Origin of the sequence: Halomonas sp. (assembly GCF_033549285.1) — a bacterium.
Classification (GTDB): domain Bacteria; phylum Pseudomonadota; class Gammaproteobacteria; order Pseudomonadales; family Halomonadaceae; genus Halomonas.
Genome location: NZ_JAWSUJ010000039.1, coordinates 17,536 through 35,356 on the forward strand (window position 1 = coordinate 17,536; position 17,821 = coordinate 35,356).

General features: G+C 70.1%; 20 protein-coding genes. 4 read left to right on the forward strand and 16 right to left on the reverse strand.

The features are described 5' to 3' along the window. Window positions 1–31: 31 nt before the first annotated feature. The 3 genes from SCI24_RS10590 to thiD form a co-directional block, all read right to left on the reverse strand. Window positions 32–595, reverse strand: a complete 564-nt coding sequence (locus SCI24_RS10590) for a chalcone isomerase family protein (protein WP_318725336.1) — start codon at window positions 593–595, stop codon at window positions 32–34. 80 nt (window positions 596–675) lie between these two features. Further along, on the reverse strand, window positions 676–1,521 hold the full coding sequence (locus SCI24_RS10595) for a universal stress protein (protein WP_278032437.1): 846 nt from the start codon (window positions 1,519–1,521) through the stop codon (window positions 676–678). Between the two features lie 83 nt (window positions 1,522–1,604). After that, window positions 1,605–2,417: a bifunctional hydroxymethylpyrimidine kinase/phosphomethylpyrimidine kinase gene (gene thiD / locus SCI24_RS10600; RefSeq protein WP_318725337.1), complete on the reverse strand. Its 813-nt coding sequence runs from the start codon at window positions 2,415–2,417 to the stop codon at window positions 1,605–1,607. Window positions 2,418–2,480: 63 nt separating this feature from the next. Between thiD and SCI24_RS10605 the strand changes: the two genes are divergently transcribed. After that, entirely contained in the window at window positions 2,481–2,912 is a 432-nt protein-coding gene (locus SCI24_RS10605) for a YqaA family protein (RefSeq protein WP_318725338.1), read from the forward strand. 78 nt (window positions 2,913–2,990) lie between these two features. On the opposite strand, the gene SCI24_RS10610 is transcribed toward SCI24_RS10605, so the two are convergent. From SCI24_RS10610 to SCI24_RS10635, 6 genes are all read right to left on the reverse strand, one after another. Next, window positions 2,991–4,097, reverse strand: a complete 1,107-nt coding sequence (locus tag SCI24_RS10610; RefSeq protein ID WP_318725339.1) for a TRAP transporter substrate-binding protein — start codon at window positions 4,095–4,097, stop codon at window positions 2,991–2,993. Between the two features lie 175 nt (window positions 4,098–4,272). Then, window positions 4,273–5,676 carry a TRAP transporter large permease subunit gene (locus tag SCI24_RS10615; RefSeq protein WP_318725340.1) on the reverse strand — a complete coding sequence of 468 codons (1,404 nt, stop codon included), beginning with the start codon at window positions 5,674–5,676 and terminating at the stop codon, window positions 4,273–4,275. Beyond that, window positions 5,676–6,236 carry a TRAP transporter small permease subunit gene (locus tag SCI24_RS10620; protein ID WP_318725341.1) on the reverse strand — a complete coding sequence of 187 codons (561 nt, stop codon included), beginning with the start codon at window positions 6,234–6,236 and terminating at the stop codon, window positions 5,676–5,678. Before SCI24_RS10620 ends, SCI24_RS10615 begins: the two co-directional genes overlap by 1 nt. Window positions 6,237–6,353: 117 nt before the next feature. Beyond that, entirely contained in the window at window positions 6,354–7,187 is an 834-nt protein-coding gene (locus SCI24_RS10625; RefSeq protein ID WP_318725342.1) for an endonuclease/exonuclease/phosphatase family protein, read from the reverse strand. Window position 7,188: 1 nt separating this feature from the next. Continuing rightward, entirely contained in the window at window positions 7,189–7,821 is a 633-nt protein-coding gene (locus SCI24_RS10630) for a thiol:disulfide interchange protein DsbA/DsbL (RefSeq protein ID WP_318725343.1), read from the reverse strand. A 146-nt stretch (window positions 7,822–7,967) separates the two neighbouring features. Then, window positions 7,968–8,588 carry a c-type cytochrome gene (locus SCI24_RS10635; protein ID WP_318725344.1) on the reverse strand — a complete coding sequence of 207 codons (621 nt, stop codon included), beginning with the start codon at window positions 8,586–8,588 and terminating at the stop codon, window positions 7,968–7,970. A gap of 243 nt (window positions 8,589–8,831) precedes the next feature. Between SCI24_RS10635 and yihA the strand changes: the two genes are divergently transcribed. Further along, window positions 8,832–9,449 (forward strand): ribosome biogenesis GTP-binding protein YihA/YsxC, encoded by a 618-nt coding sequence (yihA, locus tag SCI24_RS10640; RefSeq protein WP_318725345.1) that lies wholly within the window; start codon window positions 8,832–8,834, stop codon window positions 9,447–9,449. 13 nt (window positions 9,450–9,462) lie between these two features. On the opposite strand, the gene SCI24_RS10645 is transcribed toward yihA, so the two are convergent. The 7 genes from SCI24_RS10645 to argH all read right to left on the reverse strand — a co-directional run bounded on the left by SCI24_RS10645 (window position 9,463) and on the right by argH (window position 15,748). Further along, window positions 9,463–10,209 (reverse strand): HAD family hydrolase, encoded by a 747-nt coding sequence (locus tag SCI24_RS10645; RefSeq protein ID WP_318725353.1) that lies wholly within the window; start codon window positions 10,207–10,209, stop codon window positions 9,463–9,465. Further along, complete coding sequence (locus tag SCI24_RS10650; protein WP_412929536.1) at window positions 10,206–11,120, reverse strand: tyrosine recombinase XerC; 915 nt, start codon at window positions 11,118–11,120, stop codon at window positions 10,206–10,208. The genes SCI24_RS10645 and SCI24_RS10650 overlap by 4 nt, the downstream gene beginning before the upstream one ends. Further along, window positions 11,117–11,833, reverse strand: a complete 717-nt coding sequence (locus SCI24_RS10655) for a DUF484 family protein (protein WP_318725346.1) — start codon at window positions 11,831–11,833, stop codon at window positions 11,117–11,119. The genes SCI24_RS10650 and SCI24_RS10655 overlap by 4 nt, the downstream gene beginning before the upstream one ends. Before the next feature lie 28 nt (window positions 11,834–11,861). After that, a complete protein-coding gene (gene dapF, locus SCI24_RS10660) occupies window positions 11,862–12,695 on the reverse strand; it encodes a diaminopimelate epimerase (protein WP_318725347.1) in 834 nt (277 codons plus the stop codon). Next, window positions 12,695–13,972 (reverse strand): diaminopimelate decarboxylase, encoded by a 1,278-nt coding sequence (lysA, locus tag SCI24_RS10665; protein ID WP_318725348.1) that lies wholly within the window; start codon window positions 13,970–13,972, stop codon window positions 12,695–12,697. Before lysA ends, dapF begins: the two co-directional genes overlap by 1 nt. Before the next feature lie 163 nt (window positions 13,973–14,135). Beyond that, window positions 14,136–14,330 (reverse strand): LPS translocon maturation chaperone LptM, encoded by a 195-nt coding sequence (gene lptM / locus SCI24_RS10670; RefSeq protein ID WP_318725349.1) that lies wholly within the window; start codon window positions 14,328–14,330, stop codon window positions 14,136–14,138. Beyond that, window positions 14,330–15,748: an argininosuccinate lyase gene (gene argH, locus SCI24_RS10675; protein WP_318725350.1), complete on the reverse strand. Its 1,419-nt coding sequence runs from the start codon at window positions 15,746–15,748 to the stop codon at window positions 14,330–14,332. Before argH ends, lptM begins: the two co-directional genes overlap by 1 nt. A gap of 262 nt (window positions 15,749–16,010) precedes the next feature. Between argH and hemC the strand changes: the two genes are divergently transcribed. After that, a complete protein-coding gene (gene hemC, locus SCI24_RS10680; protein WP_318725351.1) occupies window positions 16,011–16,952 on the forward strand; it encodes a hydroxymethylbilane synthase in 942 nt (313 codons plus the stop codon). Further along, window positions 16,952–17,746: a uroporphyrinogen-III synthase gene (locus tag SCI24_RS10685; protein ID WP_318725352.1), complete on the forward strand. Its 795-nt coding sequence runs from the start codon at window positions 16,952–16,954 to the stop codon at window positions 17,744–17,746. The genes hemC and SCI24_RS10685 overlap by 1 nt, the downstream gene beginning before the upstream one ends. Window positions 17,747–17,821 lie beyond the last annotated feature (75 nt).

Here is a 17,821-nt window from a genome sequence, read left to right on the forward strand (position 1 = left end):
TTCGGACCGCCAAGCCTAGCATGTCGCCGCCTCAGCGCCCCAGCAGGTCGTCACGGAACGCCTCGCCCAGCGGCTCCTCGCCCAGCCAGATGCCGAACAGGGCATTGGCCAGCGCCGGGTCGTCCCCCTCGAAGAGGGTCTCGCCGTTGAGGGCCAGCGTCAGCCGGTCGCCGTCCCAGCCCAGGGCGTAGCGGTCGCCGGGCGTGACGTCACGGTAACGCTCGCTGAAGGCCTCCAGCGGCAACGACAGTTCGGCATAGCGTTCGTCGTCGAGGGCCTTGCGCACGCTCTTCAGGGTCGCCTCGGCGAACTCCTCGGCCTCGATGGCGTGGAAGTACTCGAGCTCGAGGCGGCGTGGCACGTCGGACTGGGGGGCCGGGCGCGGGAAGCCCTGGGCCTGGTAGTAGGCCCCGGCATAGGCGTCCCAGATCATGTAGCGGAAGAGGCCGTGGCCGATCCGCTCGTAGCGACGCTCCTCGGTCTCGAGGACGGCCGGGAAGCGAGCGCCCTTGATCTCCACCGTCTCGGCCGTCGCCGTGGTCGCGATGGCCAGGGTCGCCAGCAGGAGGGCGCTTCGGATGCAGGGCAGGGACATGGTGAACCTCGCACAACAGGGAATTCTCTTGTACGGACAATATCCCTTCGTAAGGGTTCTGTATAGCTACTGGGCGCTTCCTACCAGGCGCGGCAGAGCATGATGTCGCAGTGGGGCTCTGAGAGCAGGCGCTCGGTGATCTGGCTGTGGCGACCCAGCTGGCCGCGGCTGCCCAGCGCGAGCAGGTCCGGCGGCTGGCGGCGCAGGCGGGTCATCAGGACCTCGAGGGGCTCGCCCTGCTCCAGCACCAGCTCGAGCTCCGGGACATCGTCGAGCTCGCTCATCAGCTGCTCGGTCTCGCGTTCGAGCTGGGTGCGCAGCCGCTCCACCTCGCGGTCGCGCCAGCGGGCGTAGTCGCTGTCGGAGCCCAGTTCCCGCTCGCCGGGGATGTCCCAGGCATGGAGCAGGGTCAGCCGGGCACCGGGGAAGCGCTTGAGGGTCTCGCGCAGGGTGTGGCGCGAGGTCAGCGAGAAGTCCACCGGCACCAGGATGTCCTGCCACTCCTGAGTGGCCAGGTGGCTGACCGAGAGCACCGGGCAGGGGGCGCTGCGCAGCACCCGGGCGAGGGTGGTACCGGCGACCAGGTCGGGCTGGCCGCGCTTGCGATGGGCGCCGAGGATGATCATGTCCGCCTCGCGCTCATGGGCCTCGCGGATGATCTCGGCATAGGGAGCGCCGGCCATGGTCTGGATCAGGCACTGGGGCTCGGGCAGGGCATAGTCCTCGCGGATGTCGACGAGGGTGGCGCGGATGTCCTCCACCACGGCCTCTTCCAGGTCATGCAGGACCCGCCGCGGCAGGTAGGGGTCGAGCACATGGATGACATCGAGCCGGGCACCGCTCTCCACCGCCAGGCGTATGGCGCGGGCGAAGGCGGCACGGTTCTCGGCGGAGAGGTCGCTGGCGAACAGCAGGGTCTGGCTCATGATGGCTCCCTCCCGGGAAGGTTGATCCCCACGGCACAGCCTTCAGCATGGGCGGCAGGGGGGGAGCGCGCAAGCCCGGCGGGTTACCACCAGGCGTGGAAATGGTGCACCGGCCCGTGGCCCTGCCCCACGTCGAGCCGGTGGCTCTCCTGAAGCGCCCGCGACAGCCAGGCCTTGGCGGCGGCCACCGCCTCGCGAGGGGCGTCGCCGAGGGCCAGGCGTGCGGTGATGGCCGAGGAGAGGGTACAGCCGGTGCCGTGCAGGTTGCCGGTGGCGATGCGAGTCCCCTCCAGCCAGTGCAGGGCGTCACCCTCGATCAGCAGGTCGGGGCAGCCCTCGCCACGCAGGTGGCCGCCCTTGAGCAGCGTGGCGCCGGCCCCCAGGGCGCGCAGGCCGGGGGCCAGCGCCTCCATGCCGACGCGATCCTGCGGTACCGGGCAGCCCAGCAGCACGGCGGCCTCCGGCAGGTTGGGGGTGATCAGGTCGGCCAGAGGCACCAGGCACTCTCGGACCGCCGCGATGCCGGCATCGTCGACCAGGATGTCGCCGCTCTTGGCCACCATCACCGGGTCGAGCACGATCCAGCCCGGCCGCCGGCGAGCCAGCGCCTCGCGGATCACCTCGGCCACCTCGCGGCTGGCCACCATCCCGATCTTCACGGCGTCGATGGCGATGTCATCGAGCAGCGTCTCGAGCTGGGCGGCGATGAACGCTGCCGGCACCGGGTGAACCCCGGTGACGCCGCGGGTGTTCTGGGCGGTCAGGGCGGTGATCACGCTGGTAGCATAGGTGCCCAGGGCCGAGAGGGTCTTGAGGTCGGCCTGGATGCCGGCACCGCCACTGGGGTCGGAGCCGGCGATGGTCAGGGTATTGGGTATGGAGCGGGAGGCGGCCATCGGCGTCACGTCATTGCGATCGAAGGGGGCCAATAGCCTACTGCAGGGAGCGGGGGCGGTGCCATGCTGACGCTGTTCCTGGTGGCGCTGGCGAGTGCCACCCTGCTGCCCGGTGGCTCCGAGGTGTGGCTGGCGCGGCTGTGGTGCAGCGGCGAGCCGGCCCTGCTGCTGTGGGCGGTGGCCACCCTCGGCAACAGCCTGGGAAGCCTGGTCAACGTGGGACTGGGGCGCTACGCGCGGCACTTCCAGGATCGTCGCTGGTTCCCGGTGTCCCGGCAGGGGCTGGAACGGGCCGAGGGCTGGTACCTGCGTTTCGGGGAGTGGAGCCTGCTGGCCTCCTGGGCGCCGGTGGTCGGCGACCCGCTCACCGTGCTGGCCGGCGTCCTGTGCCTGCCGTGGTGGCGCGCGATCCTGCTGATCACCCTGGCCAAGGCGGCCCGCTATGCCCTGGTGCTGTGGCTCGCCGAGGCGTGGCTGGCCCCGCTGTGCCGCTGATCGCCAGGTCCTGGATCATCCCCGCAACGCAAGGGGGCCGCCCGAAGGCGGCCCCCTTGTGCCGGCGAGGCAACGACCTCAGTTGCCGGTGCTCTCGTCCGGGTTGCGGGCGTTGTAGTAGGCCTGCTCGGAAATGGTGTGGTAGTTGACCACCTTGTCCTGGAAGGCCCGGTAGGAGTCGTGGATCTTCTGGGCCATCTCGCTGTCCTCGGCGAGTTCGGCGACCACGTCGGCGGAGTGCTCCTTGGCCTGGGCGAGGACGTCGTCCGGCAGGCGGCGCAGCTCCACCCCGTGCTCGTTGACCAGGGTCTCCAGGGCGTCGTTGTTGCGGGCGGTATACTCGTCCAGCACATCGGCATTGATGTCGCGCACCGCGGTACGCAGGATCGCCTGCAGGTCGGCGGGCAGCGAGGCATAGGCCTCCTCGTTGATGATCGCCTCGAACATCACGGTCGGCTCGTGCCAGCCGGGGTAGTAGTAGTAGTCGGCGGCCTGGTGCAGGCCGAAGGCCAGGTCGTTGTAGGGGCCGATCCACTCGGTGGCGTCGATGGCGCCGGACTGCAGCGAGGTGAAGATCTCGCCGCCGGGCATGTTGACGATGGCCACGCCCATGCGCTGCATCACCTCGCCGCCCAGGCCCGGCATGCGCATCTTCAGGCCGTCCAGGTCGTCGACGGAGTTGATCTCCTTGTTGTACCAGCCGCCCATCTGCACGCCGGAGGCCCCGGCGACCAGCACATCGACGCCGAAGTCGTCGTAGAGCTCGTTCCACAGCTCGAGGCCGCCGCCGTAGTGCAGCCAGGCGTTCATCTCCTGGGCATTCATGCCGAAGGGCACGGCGGCGAAGAACTGGGCGGCCGGGGCCTTGCCCTTCCAGTAGTAGGAGGCGGAGTGGCCGAGCTCGGCGGTACCCTCGGAGACGGCGTCGAACACCTCGAAGCCCGGCACCAGCTGGCCGGCGCCGAAGACCTCGATGGTCAGGCGGCCGTCGGACATCTCCTCGACGAGCTCGGAAAGTCGCTCGGGGCCCTGGCCGACCCCCGGGAAGTTCTTCGGCCAGGAGGTGACCATCTTCCACTCGAAGGTTTCCTGGGCCTGCGCCGTGTTGTCGACGCTGGAGACCAGCATCAGGCCCGAGACGGCACCGCTCATGGCCACGGCGACGGCGAGTGATCTGAGTTTCATGTGCTTTCCCTCTGGGTATTGTGGGTGTTGTCGTGGAAAGCCCTCGCAAGGGCTGGCGTGTGTCCGGCGGCCACCGGGGCCACCCGGGCGGCACCGCAGGCGGTGCCGGAAAAAGGGCCTCTTCCTGGGGGCCGACACGCGCGGGTCGGGACTCCCTGGTTGTCCTGTGGGCCGGTCAGAACTGATCCGGCAGCCAGGTAGCCAGCTCCGGGAACCAGGCCAGGGCCAGCAGCATGCACAACTGCAGCCCGATGAACGGGATCACCCCCTTGTAGATCGCCGAGGTGGGTACCGAGTCCGGCGCCACGCCGCGCAGGTAGAAGAGCGCAAAGCCGAAGGGCGGCGTCAGGAAGGAGGTCTGCAGGTTGATGGCGATCATGATGCCCAGCCAGATGGGGTCGAGCCCCATCGCCAGCAGGATCGGCCCGACGATCGGCACCACCACGAAGGTGATCTCGATGAAGTCGAGGATGAAGCCGAGCAGGAAGATCACCAGCATCACGATGAGCGTCGCCCCGACCACGCCGCCGGGCATGTTCTCGAACAGGTCGGTGACCAGCTCCTCGCCGCCATAGGCGCGGAACACCAGCGAGAAGAGGGCGGCACCGATCAGGATCATGAACACCATGGTGGTGACATGGGTGGTCGAGCGCAGCACCTCCTTGAGGGTCTGCAGGTCCAGGCGGCGATAGGCCAGGGCCAGGATCATCGCCCCGAAGGCCCCCACCGCCGAGGCCTCGGTGGGCGTGGCGAAGCCGCCGAGGATCGAGCCCAGCACGGCCACGATCAGCACGATGGGCGGCACCAGCCCCTTGAGCAGCAGCCAGCCCAGGCCGCCGTCGTGGCCGAGCTCGGCCATCAGTTCCTTGCGGTCGGCGGGCGGTGCGGATTGCGGCCTGAGCCAGGCAACCACGGAGACGTAGGTGATGTAGAGCACTACCAGGATCAGCCCCGGCACCAGGGCGCCCATGAACAGGTCGCCCACCGAGACCGTCTTGGGACTGAAGATGCCCATGGAGAGTTGAGCCTGCTGATAGGCGGACGAGAGCACGTCGCCGAGCAGTACCAGGGCGATGGAGGGCGGGATGATCTGGCCCAGGGTGCCGGTGGCGCAGATGGTACCGGTGGCCAGCGGCATGCTGTAGCCGCGCTTGAGCATGGTCGGCAGCGACATCAGGCCCATGGTCACCACGGTGGCGCCGACGATGCCGGTGGAGGCCGCCAGCAGCATCCCCACCAGGGTCACCGAGATGCCCAGGCCGCCGCGCAGCGAGCCGAACAGCATGGCCATGGCGTCGAGCAGGGTCTCGGCGACCTTGGACTTCTCCAGCAGTACCCCCATCAGCACGAACAGCGGCACCGCCAGCAGGGTCTGGTTGGTCATGATGCCGTAGAGGCGGTTGGGGAAGGCGCCCAGATATCCGCTGTCGAAGTGGGCATCGACCCCCATGGCCTCGAGGCCCAGGCCCAGTCCGGCGAAGGCCAGGGCGGTGCCGGCCAGCGACAGGGCAACGGGATAACCGGCCATCAGCACCAGGCAGATGACGAGGAAGAGCACCAGCGGCATGAACTCCAGCATCACAGGTGCTCCTCGGCATGGTCGTGGTCATGGGCGGGGGGGTCCATGCGCCCGGTGAGGACCAGGAAGTGGCGGCCCGCCTCCACCAATGCCTGGAGGATCATCAGCCCCGCGAAGAGCGGGATCAGCGTCTTGAGCAGGAAGACCCCGGGGATGCCGCCGGAATCGGGGGAGCCCTCGAGGATGCGCCACGACTTGCTCACGTAGCCCGTGCTCGACAGGATCACGAAGACCATCACCGGCAGCAGCAGGAAGAGGGTGCCGCAGAGGTCGACCAGTGCCTTGCGCTTCGGCGTCATGGCGCGATAGAAGATGTCCACGCGCACATGGCCGTCATGCTTGAGGGTCCAGGCCGCGGCCAGCATGAACACCATGGCATGCATGTACATCACCGATTCCTGCATGGGAATGCTGTTGAAGCTGAAGGCGTAGCGCAGCACCACGATCAGGAACTGGATGAGCATCATCGCCAGGACAAGCCAGGAGAGGCTCCTGCCGAGCCATTCCGAGGCACGGTCGAGCCAGGCAAGGACGCCTGGCAGCTCGCGGGATTGGGCCATGGGTGTGGGTCTCGCTGTTCGGTCTTCGCGTCAGGTGGGTCACCATGGTCGCACACCGGCACCCCGGTGGCAGCCACCCGGTCCAACGTTGACTATACGGTGCCCGGGCGTCGGCCGTCAGCGCCGCCGCCGGGCCTCGCCTCGCGTCGCGGCCAGGCAGGCGTCCAGGCAGGCCTCGGGCAGCCGCACGTCCACGGCGATGGGCAGGTGGTCCGAGAAGAGGTGGTCGAGGACGCGCACCTCGTCGGCCTGGAGGGACTCCGACAACAGGATGTGGTCCAGGGCCCGGCGGGGCTGCCAGGAGGGATAGCTGAGCGGCGGGCGCACCGGATGCAGCGGCAGCGAGGCACAGAAGCGCTGGTGGCCGTGGAGCTGATCAGGGGTGCAGTTGAGGTCCCCCATCACCACCACATGGCGCAGCGGCTGGATGATCTCGCTGAGGTAGTCGAGCTGGCGCACCCGGCCGCGGTGGCTCAGCGCCAGGTGGGCGACGAACAGGTGCAGGGCATCGGGCCCCTCGCCGTAGCGGGCATGGATGGCGCCGCGCCCGGGCAGGGTGCCGGGCAGGCGGTACTCCTCGATACGGCTCGGGGCCAGTCGCGACAGCAGCCCGTTGCTGTGCTGGGCGATGCGGCCCAGGTTGCGGTTGAGCTGCTGGAAGTGGTGGGGAAAGCCGGCGTGGCTGGCCAGGTACTCCACCTGGTTGACCTGGCTCGAGCGGAAGCTCCCCCCGTCGGCCTCCTGGAGGCCGACGATGTCGAAGCGGCCGAGCACCTCGCCGATCATGTCCAGTCGCCGCAGTCGGTTCGGGTGGGGCAGCAGGTGCTGCCAACTGCGCGTCAGGTAGTGATGGTAGGCCGAGGTCTGGATGCCCACCTGCAGGTTGAAGGTGAGCAGCTTCAGGTGGCCGCCCTCGAGCAGCGGCGTCCTTGCCTCGGCCAGGTGGGACATCTCAGTCTGCCCGCTCCTCGCGGACCCGCTCCACCAGGGCGCCGGCGATCTGCGGCATGTTGTCGAGGCTGCCGGCCGAGCTCGGCGAGACCAGATAGCGGCCGTCGACGATCAGCGCCGGGACGCCCATCAGCTGCATCTGGCGCATGCGGGCATGGGCCTGGTTCACCTTGCCCTTGACGGCGAAGGAGCCCAGCGCCTCCTTGGCCTCCTCCTCGCTGACGCCGTAGTCGCTGAAGAACTCGGCGATGGCATCGGGGTCGGTCAGGCTCTGCCCCTCCTCGTGGATGGCGTGGAAGAAGTCATCGTGGAGGTCGTCGAGGATCCCCAGCTCCTGGGCCGCATAGAAGGCGAAGGCATGGGTGTTCCAGGCGCCGCCCATGGTGGCGGGCATGCGCTGGAAGGCCACATCCTCGGGCTGCTCGGCGACCCAGGCGTTGAGCGGCTCCTCGAGGTTGTAGCAGTGGGGGCAGCCGTACCAGAAGGCCTCGGTCACCTCGATGCGCCCGTCCTCGACCTGGGTCTCCACCGGGTTGTCGAGCACCTCGTAGTGCTCGCCCTCGACGAGGGACTGCGCGGTGGCCAGGCCCGGCAGGGCGAGGCCGGCGAGGACGAGCATCAGCGGCTTGAGCATGGGGGTCTCCTTAGTAAGAATCGTTATCCTGGGGGGCGGCACGTCGCTGGCTTTGAGTCCCGTCCGAGGTCGGGGTTCCCCCGCAGACGCCGGGGGCGGCCAACGGCCGCCCCCGGAGTGTCAGCGCCACGTGAGCCGGGTCGGCCTCAGTGCAGGCCGAGCACGTAGTTGGCCACGGCTTCCATGTCGCGATCGCTCATCTTGGAGGCGATGTCGCCCATCATGTTGGCCGGGTCGTTGTTCCGCGCGCCGGAGGCGAAGGCCTGTAGGGTACTGACGATGTACTCGGGGTGCTGGCCGGAGAGTGCCGGATAGACGGCACTGCCGATGCCCTCGCCGGTGGGGGTGTGGCAGGCGGCACAGGCGGGAACGCCCTTGGCCATGTCGCCGGCGCGATAGAGCTCGCGGCCACGTTCGACCAGTGCCTCGTCGGCGTCGGCCTGGCCCAGGGCGGGGTCCATGTCGGCGAAGTAGACCGCCACGTCCCAGGCATCCTGGTCGGAGAAGTTGTCCACCTGGCCGGCCATCTGGGGGACCTGGCGGTTGCCGTCGCGGATATCCATGATCTGCTTGGCCAGGTAGGAGGCCTGCTGGCCGGCCAGGTTGGGGAAGGCGCCGGTGGGGCTGATGCCCTGCTGGCCATGGCAGGCGGCACAGGCCTGTGCCTTCTCCTTGCCCGCCGCGGCATCGGCATCCGCTTGAAGGTCTGCATGGGCCACGCCGACGGCGCCCACGGTGATTGTCAGGCTTGCCAGTAGCTTTCTCATCGCTGTTCCACTATCCCGTTACGTTGTTGGCCGGTACGTACCCCGGGTGCCGCCCGATCCTCGAGGCCGGGTGCCCTCTGGCCGGTCGTCGCCGACGCCCTGTGGTCGGTCGCTGACGGCCGGAGCACGGTGGTATACTGGCGCGCCCCGGGTCGCAGACAAAGACACTGCATTATAACGGAACACCCGAGCCGCGGGAATGCAAGCCGTGGCGCCCTTGATCAACGTCAGGATTTTCCCGCCATGTCGCGACTCAACTACCAAGCCTCCCGTTTCCTCACCAGCGCCCCGACCCTGGCCAAGTGCCCGCCGGACGACGGCGCCGAGGTGGCCTTCGCCGGCCGCTCCAACGCCGGAAAGTCCAGCGCCATCAACGCCCTGACGCGGCAGAAGGCGCTGGCCCGCACCTCCAAGACCCCGGGGCGCACCCAGCTGATCAACTTCTTCACGCTGGGCGAGGACGCCGGCCACCGGCTGGTCGACCTGCCCGGCTACGGCTATGCCAAGGTGCCCGAGCAGGTCAAGCTGGAGTGGCAGCGCCACCTCTCCGACTACCTGCGCCGCCGCGGCTCGCTGCGCGGGCTGGTGCTGGTGATGGACGTGCGCCATCCGCTGACGGAGTTCGACCAGACCCTGCTCGGCTGGGCCGACGAGGCCGGCATGCCGGTGCACATCCTGCTGACCAAGGCCGACAAGCTCAAGAGCGGCGCGGCCAAGAGCGCCCTGCAGCAGGTGCGCTCGCGTCTGCGGGAGTGGGAGGACCTGGTAAGCATCCAGCTCTTCTCCGCGCTCAAGAAGCAGGGCATCGAGGAGGTGCACGAACGCCTCGACCAGTGGCTGCTCGAGCCCGAACAGGGCTGACCCCGGAGGGCTCCTAGCCTTCTCGCTCCAGTCGGTCTATCAACGCTGGCAGCTCCCGCACATGCTGCAGTCGATATGCCCCATCGGGCAGCTCGCCGGCATGGGGCGTGTCGGGGGCGATCCAGGCCGCACGCATGCCCAGGCGCAGGGCCGGCAGCACGTCCTCCTGCCAGGAATCCCCCACATGCAGCGCCCGGGAGGGCGGCGTGGCGAGCCGTGCCAGGGCGGCGAGGAAGGGGCGGGCGTCCGGCTTGGGCGCCTGGATCTCGCCGGCGGCGATGGCCACCCGGAAGTGGCGGCGCAGCGCCAGGCGGTGCAGCGCCAGGTTGCCGTTGGTAATGGCCCCCAGCCGGTAGCGGCCGCCGAGCTCGGTGAGCAGCGGCTCCACCTCGGGGTGGGGCGAGACCGCGAGGCGCAGCTCGTGGAAGCGCGCCATGGTCGCGGCGGCCCACAGCCAGGCGGCGCTGCGCGGCAGCCCGAACGCCTCCAGCAGCGCGACGAGGGCGCGCTCGCGCAGCCAGCTGAAGTCGCCGCGACGCAGCGGGTATCGCTCGGCGAGCTCGCGGCGACCGGCCTGGTAGGCTTCCAGGGGGAAGCGCTCGGCGAAGCGCCCGAGATGCGTCTCGCCGCGGTGGGCCAGCCAGGCGGCCAGGCGCTCGTCGAGCCAGGCGTAGTGGCCGGTCTCGGTGCGCGCCATCACGCCGCGGTTGTCCCACAGGGTGTCGTCGAGGTCGAAGGTGATCGCTCGCAGGGTCATCAGGGCTCCCCGCCATTGTCGGGGCGGCGGCGTGCCCGGGGGTGGGCCGCGTCGTAGCTCGCCGCCAGGTGCTGCCAGTCGAGCCGGGTATAGACCTGGGTGGTGGCGAGGTCCGCATGGCCCAGCAGCTCCTGCACGGCCCGCAGGTCCTGGCTCGACTCCAGCAGGTGGCTGGCGAAGGAGTGGCGCAGCCGGTGCGGATGGAGGTGCTCGGCGAGCCCCCTGGCCCTGGCCAGCTCGGCCAGCCGCTTCTGGATGGCGCGATGGCCAAGCCTTGCCCCGCGTACCCCGACGAACAGCGCCGGTGTGTCGCGGTCGGCCAGCTGGCCGCGTACCGCCCGCCAGGCGTCCAGGGCCTGGCGCGCCCGGCGACCCACCGGTACCTGGCGGGGCTTGCCGCCCTTGCCCAGCACCCGCACCCGCTGCGGCTGGAGGTCGCCGAGGTCCAGCGCCGCCAGCTCGGCCAGGCGCAGGCCGCTCGAGTAGAAGAGCTCCAGCATCGCCTGGTCGCGCCTGGCCAGGGGCGAGTCGTCGTGGGGCGTGTCGAGAAAGCGGGCCAGCTGGTCCACGTCCAGGGGATGCGGCAGGTGCCGGGGCTGGCGGGGCGTGCGCACCAGGGGTACCGGGTTGTGGCGCAGCCGGCCGGCCTGCACCAGGTGGCGGGCGAAGCCCGAGATGGCCGCTCGCCGCCGGGCCAGGCTGCGCGGGGCCTGCCCCCGCATGCGCTCGCTGCCCAGGAAGCGACGCAGCAGGGCGGCATCCAGCGCTGACCAGTCGTCGATGGCCTCGGCCTCGAGGAAGGCCACCAGGGCCGCCAGGTCACGCCGGTAGGCAGTGACGGTCGCCGGGCTGGCGGTGCGGGCCAGCCCGGCCAGGAAGGCGTCGACCTCGCGGTCCAGCTGCCGGTCGGTCACGGGGAGTCCGGGGCCAGGCGCACCAGCAGCCGCGCCACCACCTCGCCCACGTACTCGGTGAACAGGGTATCCATGCTGGCGCGGAAGTGGTCGGGGTCGGGGCTCGCCAGCACCAGGTAGCCCAGCGGCTCGCCCAGGGTCAGCCGCGACAGGGCGCAGGAGCCGGCCTTGTCGGGTGCCGGCACATGGGGCAGCAGGCGCTTCCAGTCGGTCGGCGTCAGGCGCGTGCAGCGGCTGGTGCGGCCGTCGAGCAGGGCGGCCAGGCGCTGGCCGGCATGGTCGTCGAGGACCTGGCGCGGGGCCTGGGGAGGCCGGGGCTCGGCATCGGTGAGGCTGGCCGGGCACCACAGCGCCACCGCCGGGGTATGGAAGCGCTCGGCGAGCTGGGTGGCGAGCGCCTGGCCCAGGGCGTCGTTGTCCTCGGCCTCGAGCAGCGCCAGCACCAGCTCGCGGGTGCGGCGATACTGGCCCTCGTTATGGCGGGCCGACTCCAGCAGCTGCTCCAGGCGCCACTCGGCCTGCTCGGCGCGGGAGCGCAGGTCGTGGACCAGCCGCTCGAGCAGCGAGGTGGCGCCGCGGGCCTCGGGGTGCGGCACCTTGAGCTGCTGCAGCAGCCCCTCGCGACCGACGAAGAAGTCCGGGTGACAGGCCAGCCACTGGGCCACCCGGTCGGGGTCGAGGGTCTTGCGCGGGTCGGGGGCGGCTCGGGTCATGGCAGCTTCTCCTCTGGTGGCGGGGGGCTCAGTTCAGGACGACGCGGCCGTCGAAGACGCGCTCGGCGGGACCGGTCATGATCAGGGAGGCGTCGCCGCCGGCCCACTCGATGCCAAGGTCGCCGCCGCGCAGATGCACGGTGACCGGGCTCTCCAGCAGCCCCTGGCGGATGCCGCTGGCCACCGCGGCGCAGGCGCCGGTGCCGCAGGCCAGGGTCTCGCCGCTGCCTCGCTCGTACACCCTCAAGCGTATCTCATGGGCGGAGATGACCTGCATGAAGCCCACATTGACCCGCCGCGGGAAGCGCGGATGGGCCTCGATGGCCGGGCCCAGGCGCTCGACGGGGGCCGTGTCGACGTCATCGACGCGCAGCACCGCATGGGGGTTGCCCATGGAGACCACGCCCACCTCGAGGTGCTCGCCGTCCACCTCCAGCGGGTGCAGCGGGCGGTCCTCGGCGGCGTTGAAGGGCAGCGCCTCCGGGGCGAAGCGCGGCGCGCCCATCTCGACGCGGACCCGGCCGTCGTCCTCGACCACCAGGGTCAGCGGGCCGCCGGCGGTCTCGACATGGATCTCGCGCTTGTGGGTCAGGCGCTGGTCGCGCACGAAGCGGGCGAAGCAGCGCGCGCCGTTGCCGCAGTTCTCCACCTCGCTGCCGTCGGCGTTGTAGATCCGGTAGCGGAAGTCCATCTCCGGGTCCCGCGGTGGCTCCACGACCAGCAGCTGGTCGAAGCCCACGCCGAAGCGGCGGTCGGCCAGCTGGCGGATCTGGTCGTCGGCCAGGCGTGCCCGCTGGGTGACCAGGTCGACCACCATGAAGTCGTTGCCCAGCCCCTGCATCTTGGTGAAGTGCAGCAGCATCAGCGCGCCTCCTCGTCGTCGGGCAGCAGCGCCTCGCCCGCCCAGAGATCCTCCAGCCGCTCGCGGCGGCGCACCAGGTGGGCGGTCTCGCCGTCGACCATCACCTCGGCGGGGCGCGGACGACTGTTGTAGTTCGAGGCCATCACGAACCCATAGGCCCCGGCGGAGCGCACCGCCAGCAGGTCGCCGGCGGCGATGGCAAGCTTGCGCTCCTTGCCCAGGAAATCGCCGGTCTCGCAGACCGGGCCGACCACGTCATAGACGGCACTCTCCCGCGGGTGGCGGGTGTCGACCGGGATGATCGCCTGCCAGGCCTGGTAGAGGGCGGGGCGAATCAGGTCATTCATGGCCGCATCGACGATGGCGAAGTTCCTGGTCTCGCCGGGCTTGAGGAACTCCACCCGGGTCAGCAGCACCCCGGCATTGGCGGCGATGGAGCGCCCCGGCTCGAAGAGCAGGGTCAGGCGCTCGCTGCCCGGCCATTTCGACAGCCGCTCGAGCAGGGCGGTGGCGTAGTCGAAGGGCGCCGGTGGGCGCTCGTCCCGGTAGGGGACGCCGAGGCCGCCGCCCAGGTCGAGGTGCTCCACCTCGATGCCGCGCTCGCGCAGGCGTTCTAGCAGCAGCAGCAGCCGGTCCAGGGCGTCGAGGAAGGGCGAGAGCTCGGTGAGCTGAGAGCCGATATGGCAGTCCAGGCCGGTGACGCGCACGTTGGGCAGCGTGGCGGCCAGCTCGTAGACGGCCAGCGCCTCGTCCACCGGGATGCCGAACTTGTTGTCCTTGAGCCCGGTGGAGATGTAGGGGTGGGTGCCGGCGTCCACGTCCGGGTTGACCCGCAGTGACACCGGGGCCACCTTGCCGAGCCGACCGGCCACGGCGTCGAGGCGCTCGAGCTCCGGGCGCGACTCGACGTTGAAGCACTTGATGCCCACCTCCAGCGCCCGGGCCATCTCGGCCTCCTGCTTGGCCACGCCGGAGAAGACCACCCGGGCCGGGTCGCCGCCGGCGGCCAGCACCCGTTCCAACTCGCCCACCGAGACGATGTCGAAGCCGGCGCCGAGCTTCGCCAGCAGCCCCAGCACCGCCAGGTTGGAGTTGGCCTTCACCGCATAGCAGATCAGGTGCGGGTGGCCGCCCAGCGCCTCGGTGTAGGCGCGGAAGTGGCGTGCCAGCGTCGCCCGGGAGTAGACGTAGCAGGGGGTGCCGACCTCGTCGGCGATGCGGGTGAGCGGCACGTCCTCGCCGTAGAGGACGCCGTCGCGGTATTCGAAGTGATCCATGCTAGCTCTCGCCTCGGAGAAACGTTGATTTATTGCTGCGCTCGATATCCTGGCCGCCGGCGGTGCCGAGGCGTCGGGCCGTCGCAATCCTCATTGAGCAGCCAGTCAACTCCGGTTGCTGTGCTCCGGCGGCGATCAGCCTATCTTTCGCTCGCAACATAAATCAGCGCTTCTCTTGGGAATCGGTGTCGTCGTCCTGCCGGGCCGCGTCCTCGTCCGACGCCTCCTGCTGGCCGGCGGGGTCATAGCGTTCGGCGGCCGCCTCGTCGCCGGGCAGGTAGAGCGGGCCCTTCTGGCCGCAGCCGGCCAGGCCCACGGCCACGCCCAGGGTCAGGAGCAGGGGGGCGAGGCGACGCATCAGGCCTGGCCCGTCAGCGCCGCCAGGGCGTCGCGGGCCCGCTGGGCCGCGGCGCGCACCTGGTCCGGGGCAGTGCCGCCGATATGGTTGCGGGCGGCCACCGAGCCCTCCAGGGTCAGCACCTCGAAGACGTCCGCCTCGATGGTGTCGGAGAACTGCCTGAGCTCCTCGAGGGACATCTCGGAGAGGTCCTTGCCCTCGGCCAGCCCGAAGGCCACCGACTGGCCGACGATCTCGTGGGCGTCGCGGAAGGCCACCCCCTTGCGCACCAGGTAGTCGGCGAGGTCGGTGGCGGTGGAGAAGCCGCGGCGGGCGGCCTCGGCCATGCTGGCCTTCTTCGGCTCGATGGCCGGCACCATGTCGGCGAAGGCGCGCAGGCAGCCCTTGACGGTATCCAGGCTGTCGAACAGCGGCTCCTTGTCCTCCTGGTTGTCCTTGTTGTAGGCCAGCGGCTGGGACTTCATCAGGGTCAGCAGGCCCATCAGGTGGCCGTAGACCCGGCCGGTCTTGCCGCGCACCAGTTCCGGCACGTCCGGGTTCTTCTTCTGCGGCATGATCGAGGAGCCGGTGCAGAAGCGGTCGGGCAGGTCGATGAAGTCGAACTGGGCGCTGGTCCACAGCACCAGCTCCTCGCTCATGCGTGAGAGGTGCATCAGCAGGATGCTGGCGAAGCTGGTGAACTCGATGGCGAAGTCGCGATCGCTCACCGCATCGAGGCTGTTCTCGGCGGGGCGCTCGAAGCCCAGCAGCTCGGCGGTGACGTGGCGGTCGATGGGGTAGGTGGTGCCGGCCAGCGCCGCGGCACCCAGCGGCATCACGTTGACCCGCTTGCGGCAGTCGAGGAGGCGCTCGTGGTCGCGGGCGAGCATCTCCTGCCAGGCCAGCAGGTGGTGGCCGAAGGTGACCGGCTGGGCGGTCTGCAGGTGGGTGAAGCCGGGCATGATGGTGTCGGCCTCGCGGTCGGCCAGCGTGATCAGCCCCTCGCGCAGGCGGGCCAGCTCGGCGCCGACCACGTCGATCTCGTCGCGCAGGAAGAGGCGGATGTCGGTGGCCACCTGGTCGTTGCGCGAACGGCCGGTGTGCAGCTTCTTGCCGGTGATGCCGATCTTGTCGGTGAGCCGCGCCTCGATGTTCATGTGCACGTCCTCGAGGGCCACGGACCACTCGAAGGTGCCAGACTCGATCTCGCCGCGGATCTCGCCGAGGCCCTCGACGATGGCGTCGCGCTCCTCGTCGGTCAGCACCTCGACCCGGGCCAGCATGGTGGCGTGAGCGACGGAGCCCTGGATGTCATGGAGGGCGAGGCGCTGGTCGAAGTCGACCGAGGCGGTGAAGCGTTCGACGAAGGCGTCGGTGGGCTCGCTGAAGCGGCCGCCCCAGGACTGGTTGGTGCCGGGGTTCGGTGAACTAGGGCTCATCGGGCTGGGCATCCTGCTAGACGATTGCGGTGGGTGACGGCCGGCGGGCCGGCCTCAGCGCCGCCGGAGCGGTGCTGCCTTGACATGGCGGAAAGTGTACCAGAGTCCGTGCGGCTGGCGAGGGGCGGCGGCGGAAGGGCGCCGCGGGACGACGCGATTTTTCCTGCCCCGCGCGGTGCTTTATGATGAGGGATATCCATGTCATCACCGGGCGCCGGCACGACGCGCGCCGACGGCAGGCAACCCGGTACGGGAGAACCACGTGCAAGCCATCAATACCCTGCGTATCGCCACCCGCAAGAGTCAACTGGCCATGTGGCAGGCCGAGCATGTCCGCGACCGACTGATGGCCGCCCATCCCGGTCTGAAGGTGGAGCTGGTGGCCATGTCCACCCGCGGCGACAAGATCCTTGACACGCCGCTGGCCAAGGTCGGCGGCAAGGGGCTCTTCGTCAAGGAGCTGGAGGAGGCGATGCTCGACGGCCGCGCCGACATCGCCGTGCACTCCATGAAGGACGTGCCCATGCACTTTCCCGAGAGCCTGGGGCTCTCGGTGATCCTCGAGGGCGCCGAGCCCACCGATGCCTTCATCTCCAACCACTACGCCTCCCTGGACGCGTTGCCCGAGGGCGCGCGCATCGGCACCTCGAGCCTGCGCCGCGGCCTGCAGATGCGCGAGGCGCGCCCCGACCTCGAGGTGCTGAGCCTGCGCGGCAACGTCCAGACCCGCCTGGGCAAGCTCGACGACGGCGAGTTCGACGCCATCCTGCTGGCCACCTCCGGCCTCCGGCGGCTGGGGCTCGACGACCGCATCACCATGGAGCTGCCCCCCGAAGTCTGCCTGCCGGCCTGCGGCCAGGGTGCCCTGGGCATCGAGTGTCGCCTGCATGATCCCGAACTGCTCGCGCTGCTCACTCCCCTGGACGATGCGGCCACCGCGACCCGGGTGCGCGCCGAGCGTGCCATGAACACCCGCCTGGAGGGAGGCTGCCAAGTGCCTATCGGCGGCCATGCGGTGTTCGAGGACGACGGCCAGACCCTGTGGCTGCGCGCCCTGGTGGGCAACCCGGAAGGGACCCGGGTGCTGCGCGCCGAGGGACGCGGCTCCATGCATGAACCGGAGGCCCTGGGGATTCGCGTGGCCGAGGAGCTGCTCGACCAGGGCGCCGGCGAGATCCTCACCGAGGTCTACGGCGCCGGCTGATGGCGGAGCTGCCGGTACTGATCTCCCGGCCGGGCGAGCGGGCCGGCCCGCTGGCCGCGGCCATCGAGGCCCGGGGTCTTCCCGTCTCGCGCCTGGACGTCATGCACCTCGAGGCGCTGCCGGAGGCCCCGGCGACGCGGACCGCCTGGCTGGACATCGACCACTTCCGCAAGGTGGTGGTGGTGAGCCCCTTCGCGGCCGAGTGCCTGGTCGAGGCGCTGGATCGCTACTGGCCGCAGCTGCCGGTGGGCATCGACTACTATGCCGTGGGGGCCTCCACCGCCGCCCTGCTGCATCGGCGCCTGGGGGTGCGAGTCCATGTACCCTCGCCCTTGGCCGGCGAGGACACCAGCGAGGCGCTGCTGCGGCTCGCCTCGCTGCAGGCCCTGGGGGAGCAGCGCGTGCTGCTGGTGGCAGGCGAAGGGGGGCGTCCCCTGATCGCCGATACCCTGGCGGCACGCGGTGCCCGGGTGACCCGCCTGGCGGTCTATCGACGTCGCCTCCTCGACCCCGATCCCGCCATGCAGGCACGGCTCGCCGCCGGCGATTACCGTGCGCTGGTGGTCAGCAGCGGAGAAATCCTCGAACATCTGGCAAGATGGTGCACAGACGCCGCCTTGAACCAACCGCTAATCGTTTCCAGTGCTCGGTTGGCTACACTGGCCGGCAGGCTGGGGTTTCGTTTCCCCGTCGTGGCGTCGGGTGCCACGCCTGCCGCCCTGGCGGTCGCGGTCGCCAGGAGCAGCGCCCCGGAGGAGGCCGATGTCGATCATGATGATCTCGAAAAGGGCTAGCGACAGATGAGCAAGCAACCACACGATCAGGACGAACAGCAGGCGCCCTCCGGCGCGGAATCGGCGAGTTCGGGA

What these genes read in the sequence shown, in the direction of transcription:
- SCI24_RS10590 (WP_318725336.1), bottom strand. Translation starts at nt 595, where the DNA reads ATGTCCCTGCCCTGCATCCGAAGCGCCCTCCTGCTGGCGACCCTGGCC.
- SCI24_RS10595 (WP_278032437.1), bottom strand. Translation starts at nt 1,521, where the DNA reads ATGAGCCAGACCCTGCTGTTCGCCAGCGACCTCTCCGCCGAGAACCGT.
- thiD (WP_318725337.1), bottom strand. Translation starts at nt 2,417, where the DNA reads ATGGCCGCCTCCCGCTCCATACCCAATACCCTGACCATCGCCGGCTCC.
- SCI24_RS10605 (WP_318725338.1), top strand. Translation starts at nt 2,481, where the DNA reads ATGCTGACGCTGTTCCTGGTGGCGCTGGCGAGTGCCACCCTGCTGCCC.
- SCI24_RS10610 (WP_318725339.1), bottom strand. Translation starts at nt 4,097, where the DNA reads ATGAAACTCAGATCACTCGCCGTCGCCGTGGCCATGAGCGGTGCCGTC.
- SCI24_RS10615 (WP_318725340.1), bottom strand. Translation starts at nt 5,676, where the DNA reads ATGCTGGAGTTCATGCCGCTGGTGCTCTTCCTCGTCATCTGCCTGGTG.
- SCI24_RS10620 (WP_318725341.1), bottom strand. Translation starts at nt 6,236, where the DNA reads ATGGCCCAATCCCGCGAGCTGCCAGGCGTCCTTGCCTGGCTCGACCGT.
- SCI24_RS10625 (WP_318725342.1), bottom strand. Translation starts at nt 7,187, where the DNA reads ATGTCCCACCTGGCCGAGGCAAGGACGCCGCTGCTCGAGGGCGGCCAC.
- SCI24_RS10630 (WP_318725343.1), bottom strand. Translation starts at nt 7,821, where the DNA reads ATGCTCAAGCCGCTGATGCTCGTCCTCGCCGGCCTCGCCCTGCCGGGC.
- SCI24_RS10635 (WP_318725344.1), bottom strand. Translation starts at nt 8,588, where the DNA reads ATGAGAAAGCTACTGGCAAGCCTGACAATCACCGTGGGCGCCGTCGGC.
- yihA (WP_318725345.1), top strand. Translation starts at nt 8,832, where the DNA reads ATGTCGCGACTCAACTACCAAGCCTCCCGTTTCCTCACCAGCGCCCCG.
- SCI24_RS10655 (WP_318725346.1), bottom strand. Translation starts at nt 11,833, where the DNA reads ATGACCCGAGCCGCCCCCGACCCGCGCAAGACCCTCGACCCCGACCGG.
- dapF (WP_318725347.1), bottom strand. Translation starts at nt 12,695, where the DNA reads ATGCTGCTGCACTTCACCAAGATGCAGGGGCTGGGCAACGACTTCATG.
- lysA (WP_318725348.1), bottom strand. Translation starts at nt 13,972, where the DNA reads ATGGATCACTTCGAATACCGCGACGGCGTCCTCTACGGCGAGGACGTG.
- lptM (WP_318725349.1), bottom strand. Translation starts at nt 14,330, where the DNA reads ATGCGTCGCCTCGCCCCCCTGCTCCTGACCCTGGGCGTGGCCGTGGGC.
- argH (WP_318725350.1), bottom strand. Translation starts at nt 15,748, where the DNA reads ATGAGCCCTAGTTCACCGAACCCCGGCACCAACCAGTCCTGGGGCGGC.
- SCI24_RS10685 (WP_318725352.1), top strand. Translation starts at nt 16,952, where the DNA reads ATGGCGGAGCTGCCGGTACTGATCTCCCGGCCGGGCGAGCGGGCCGGC.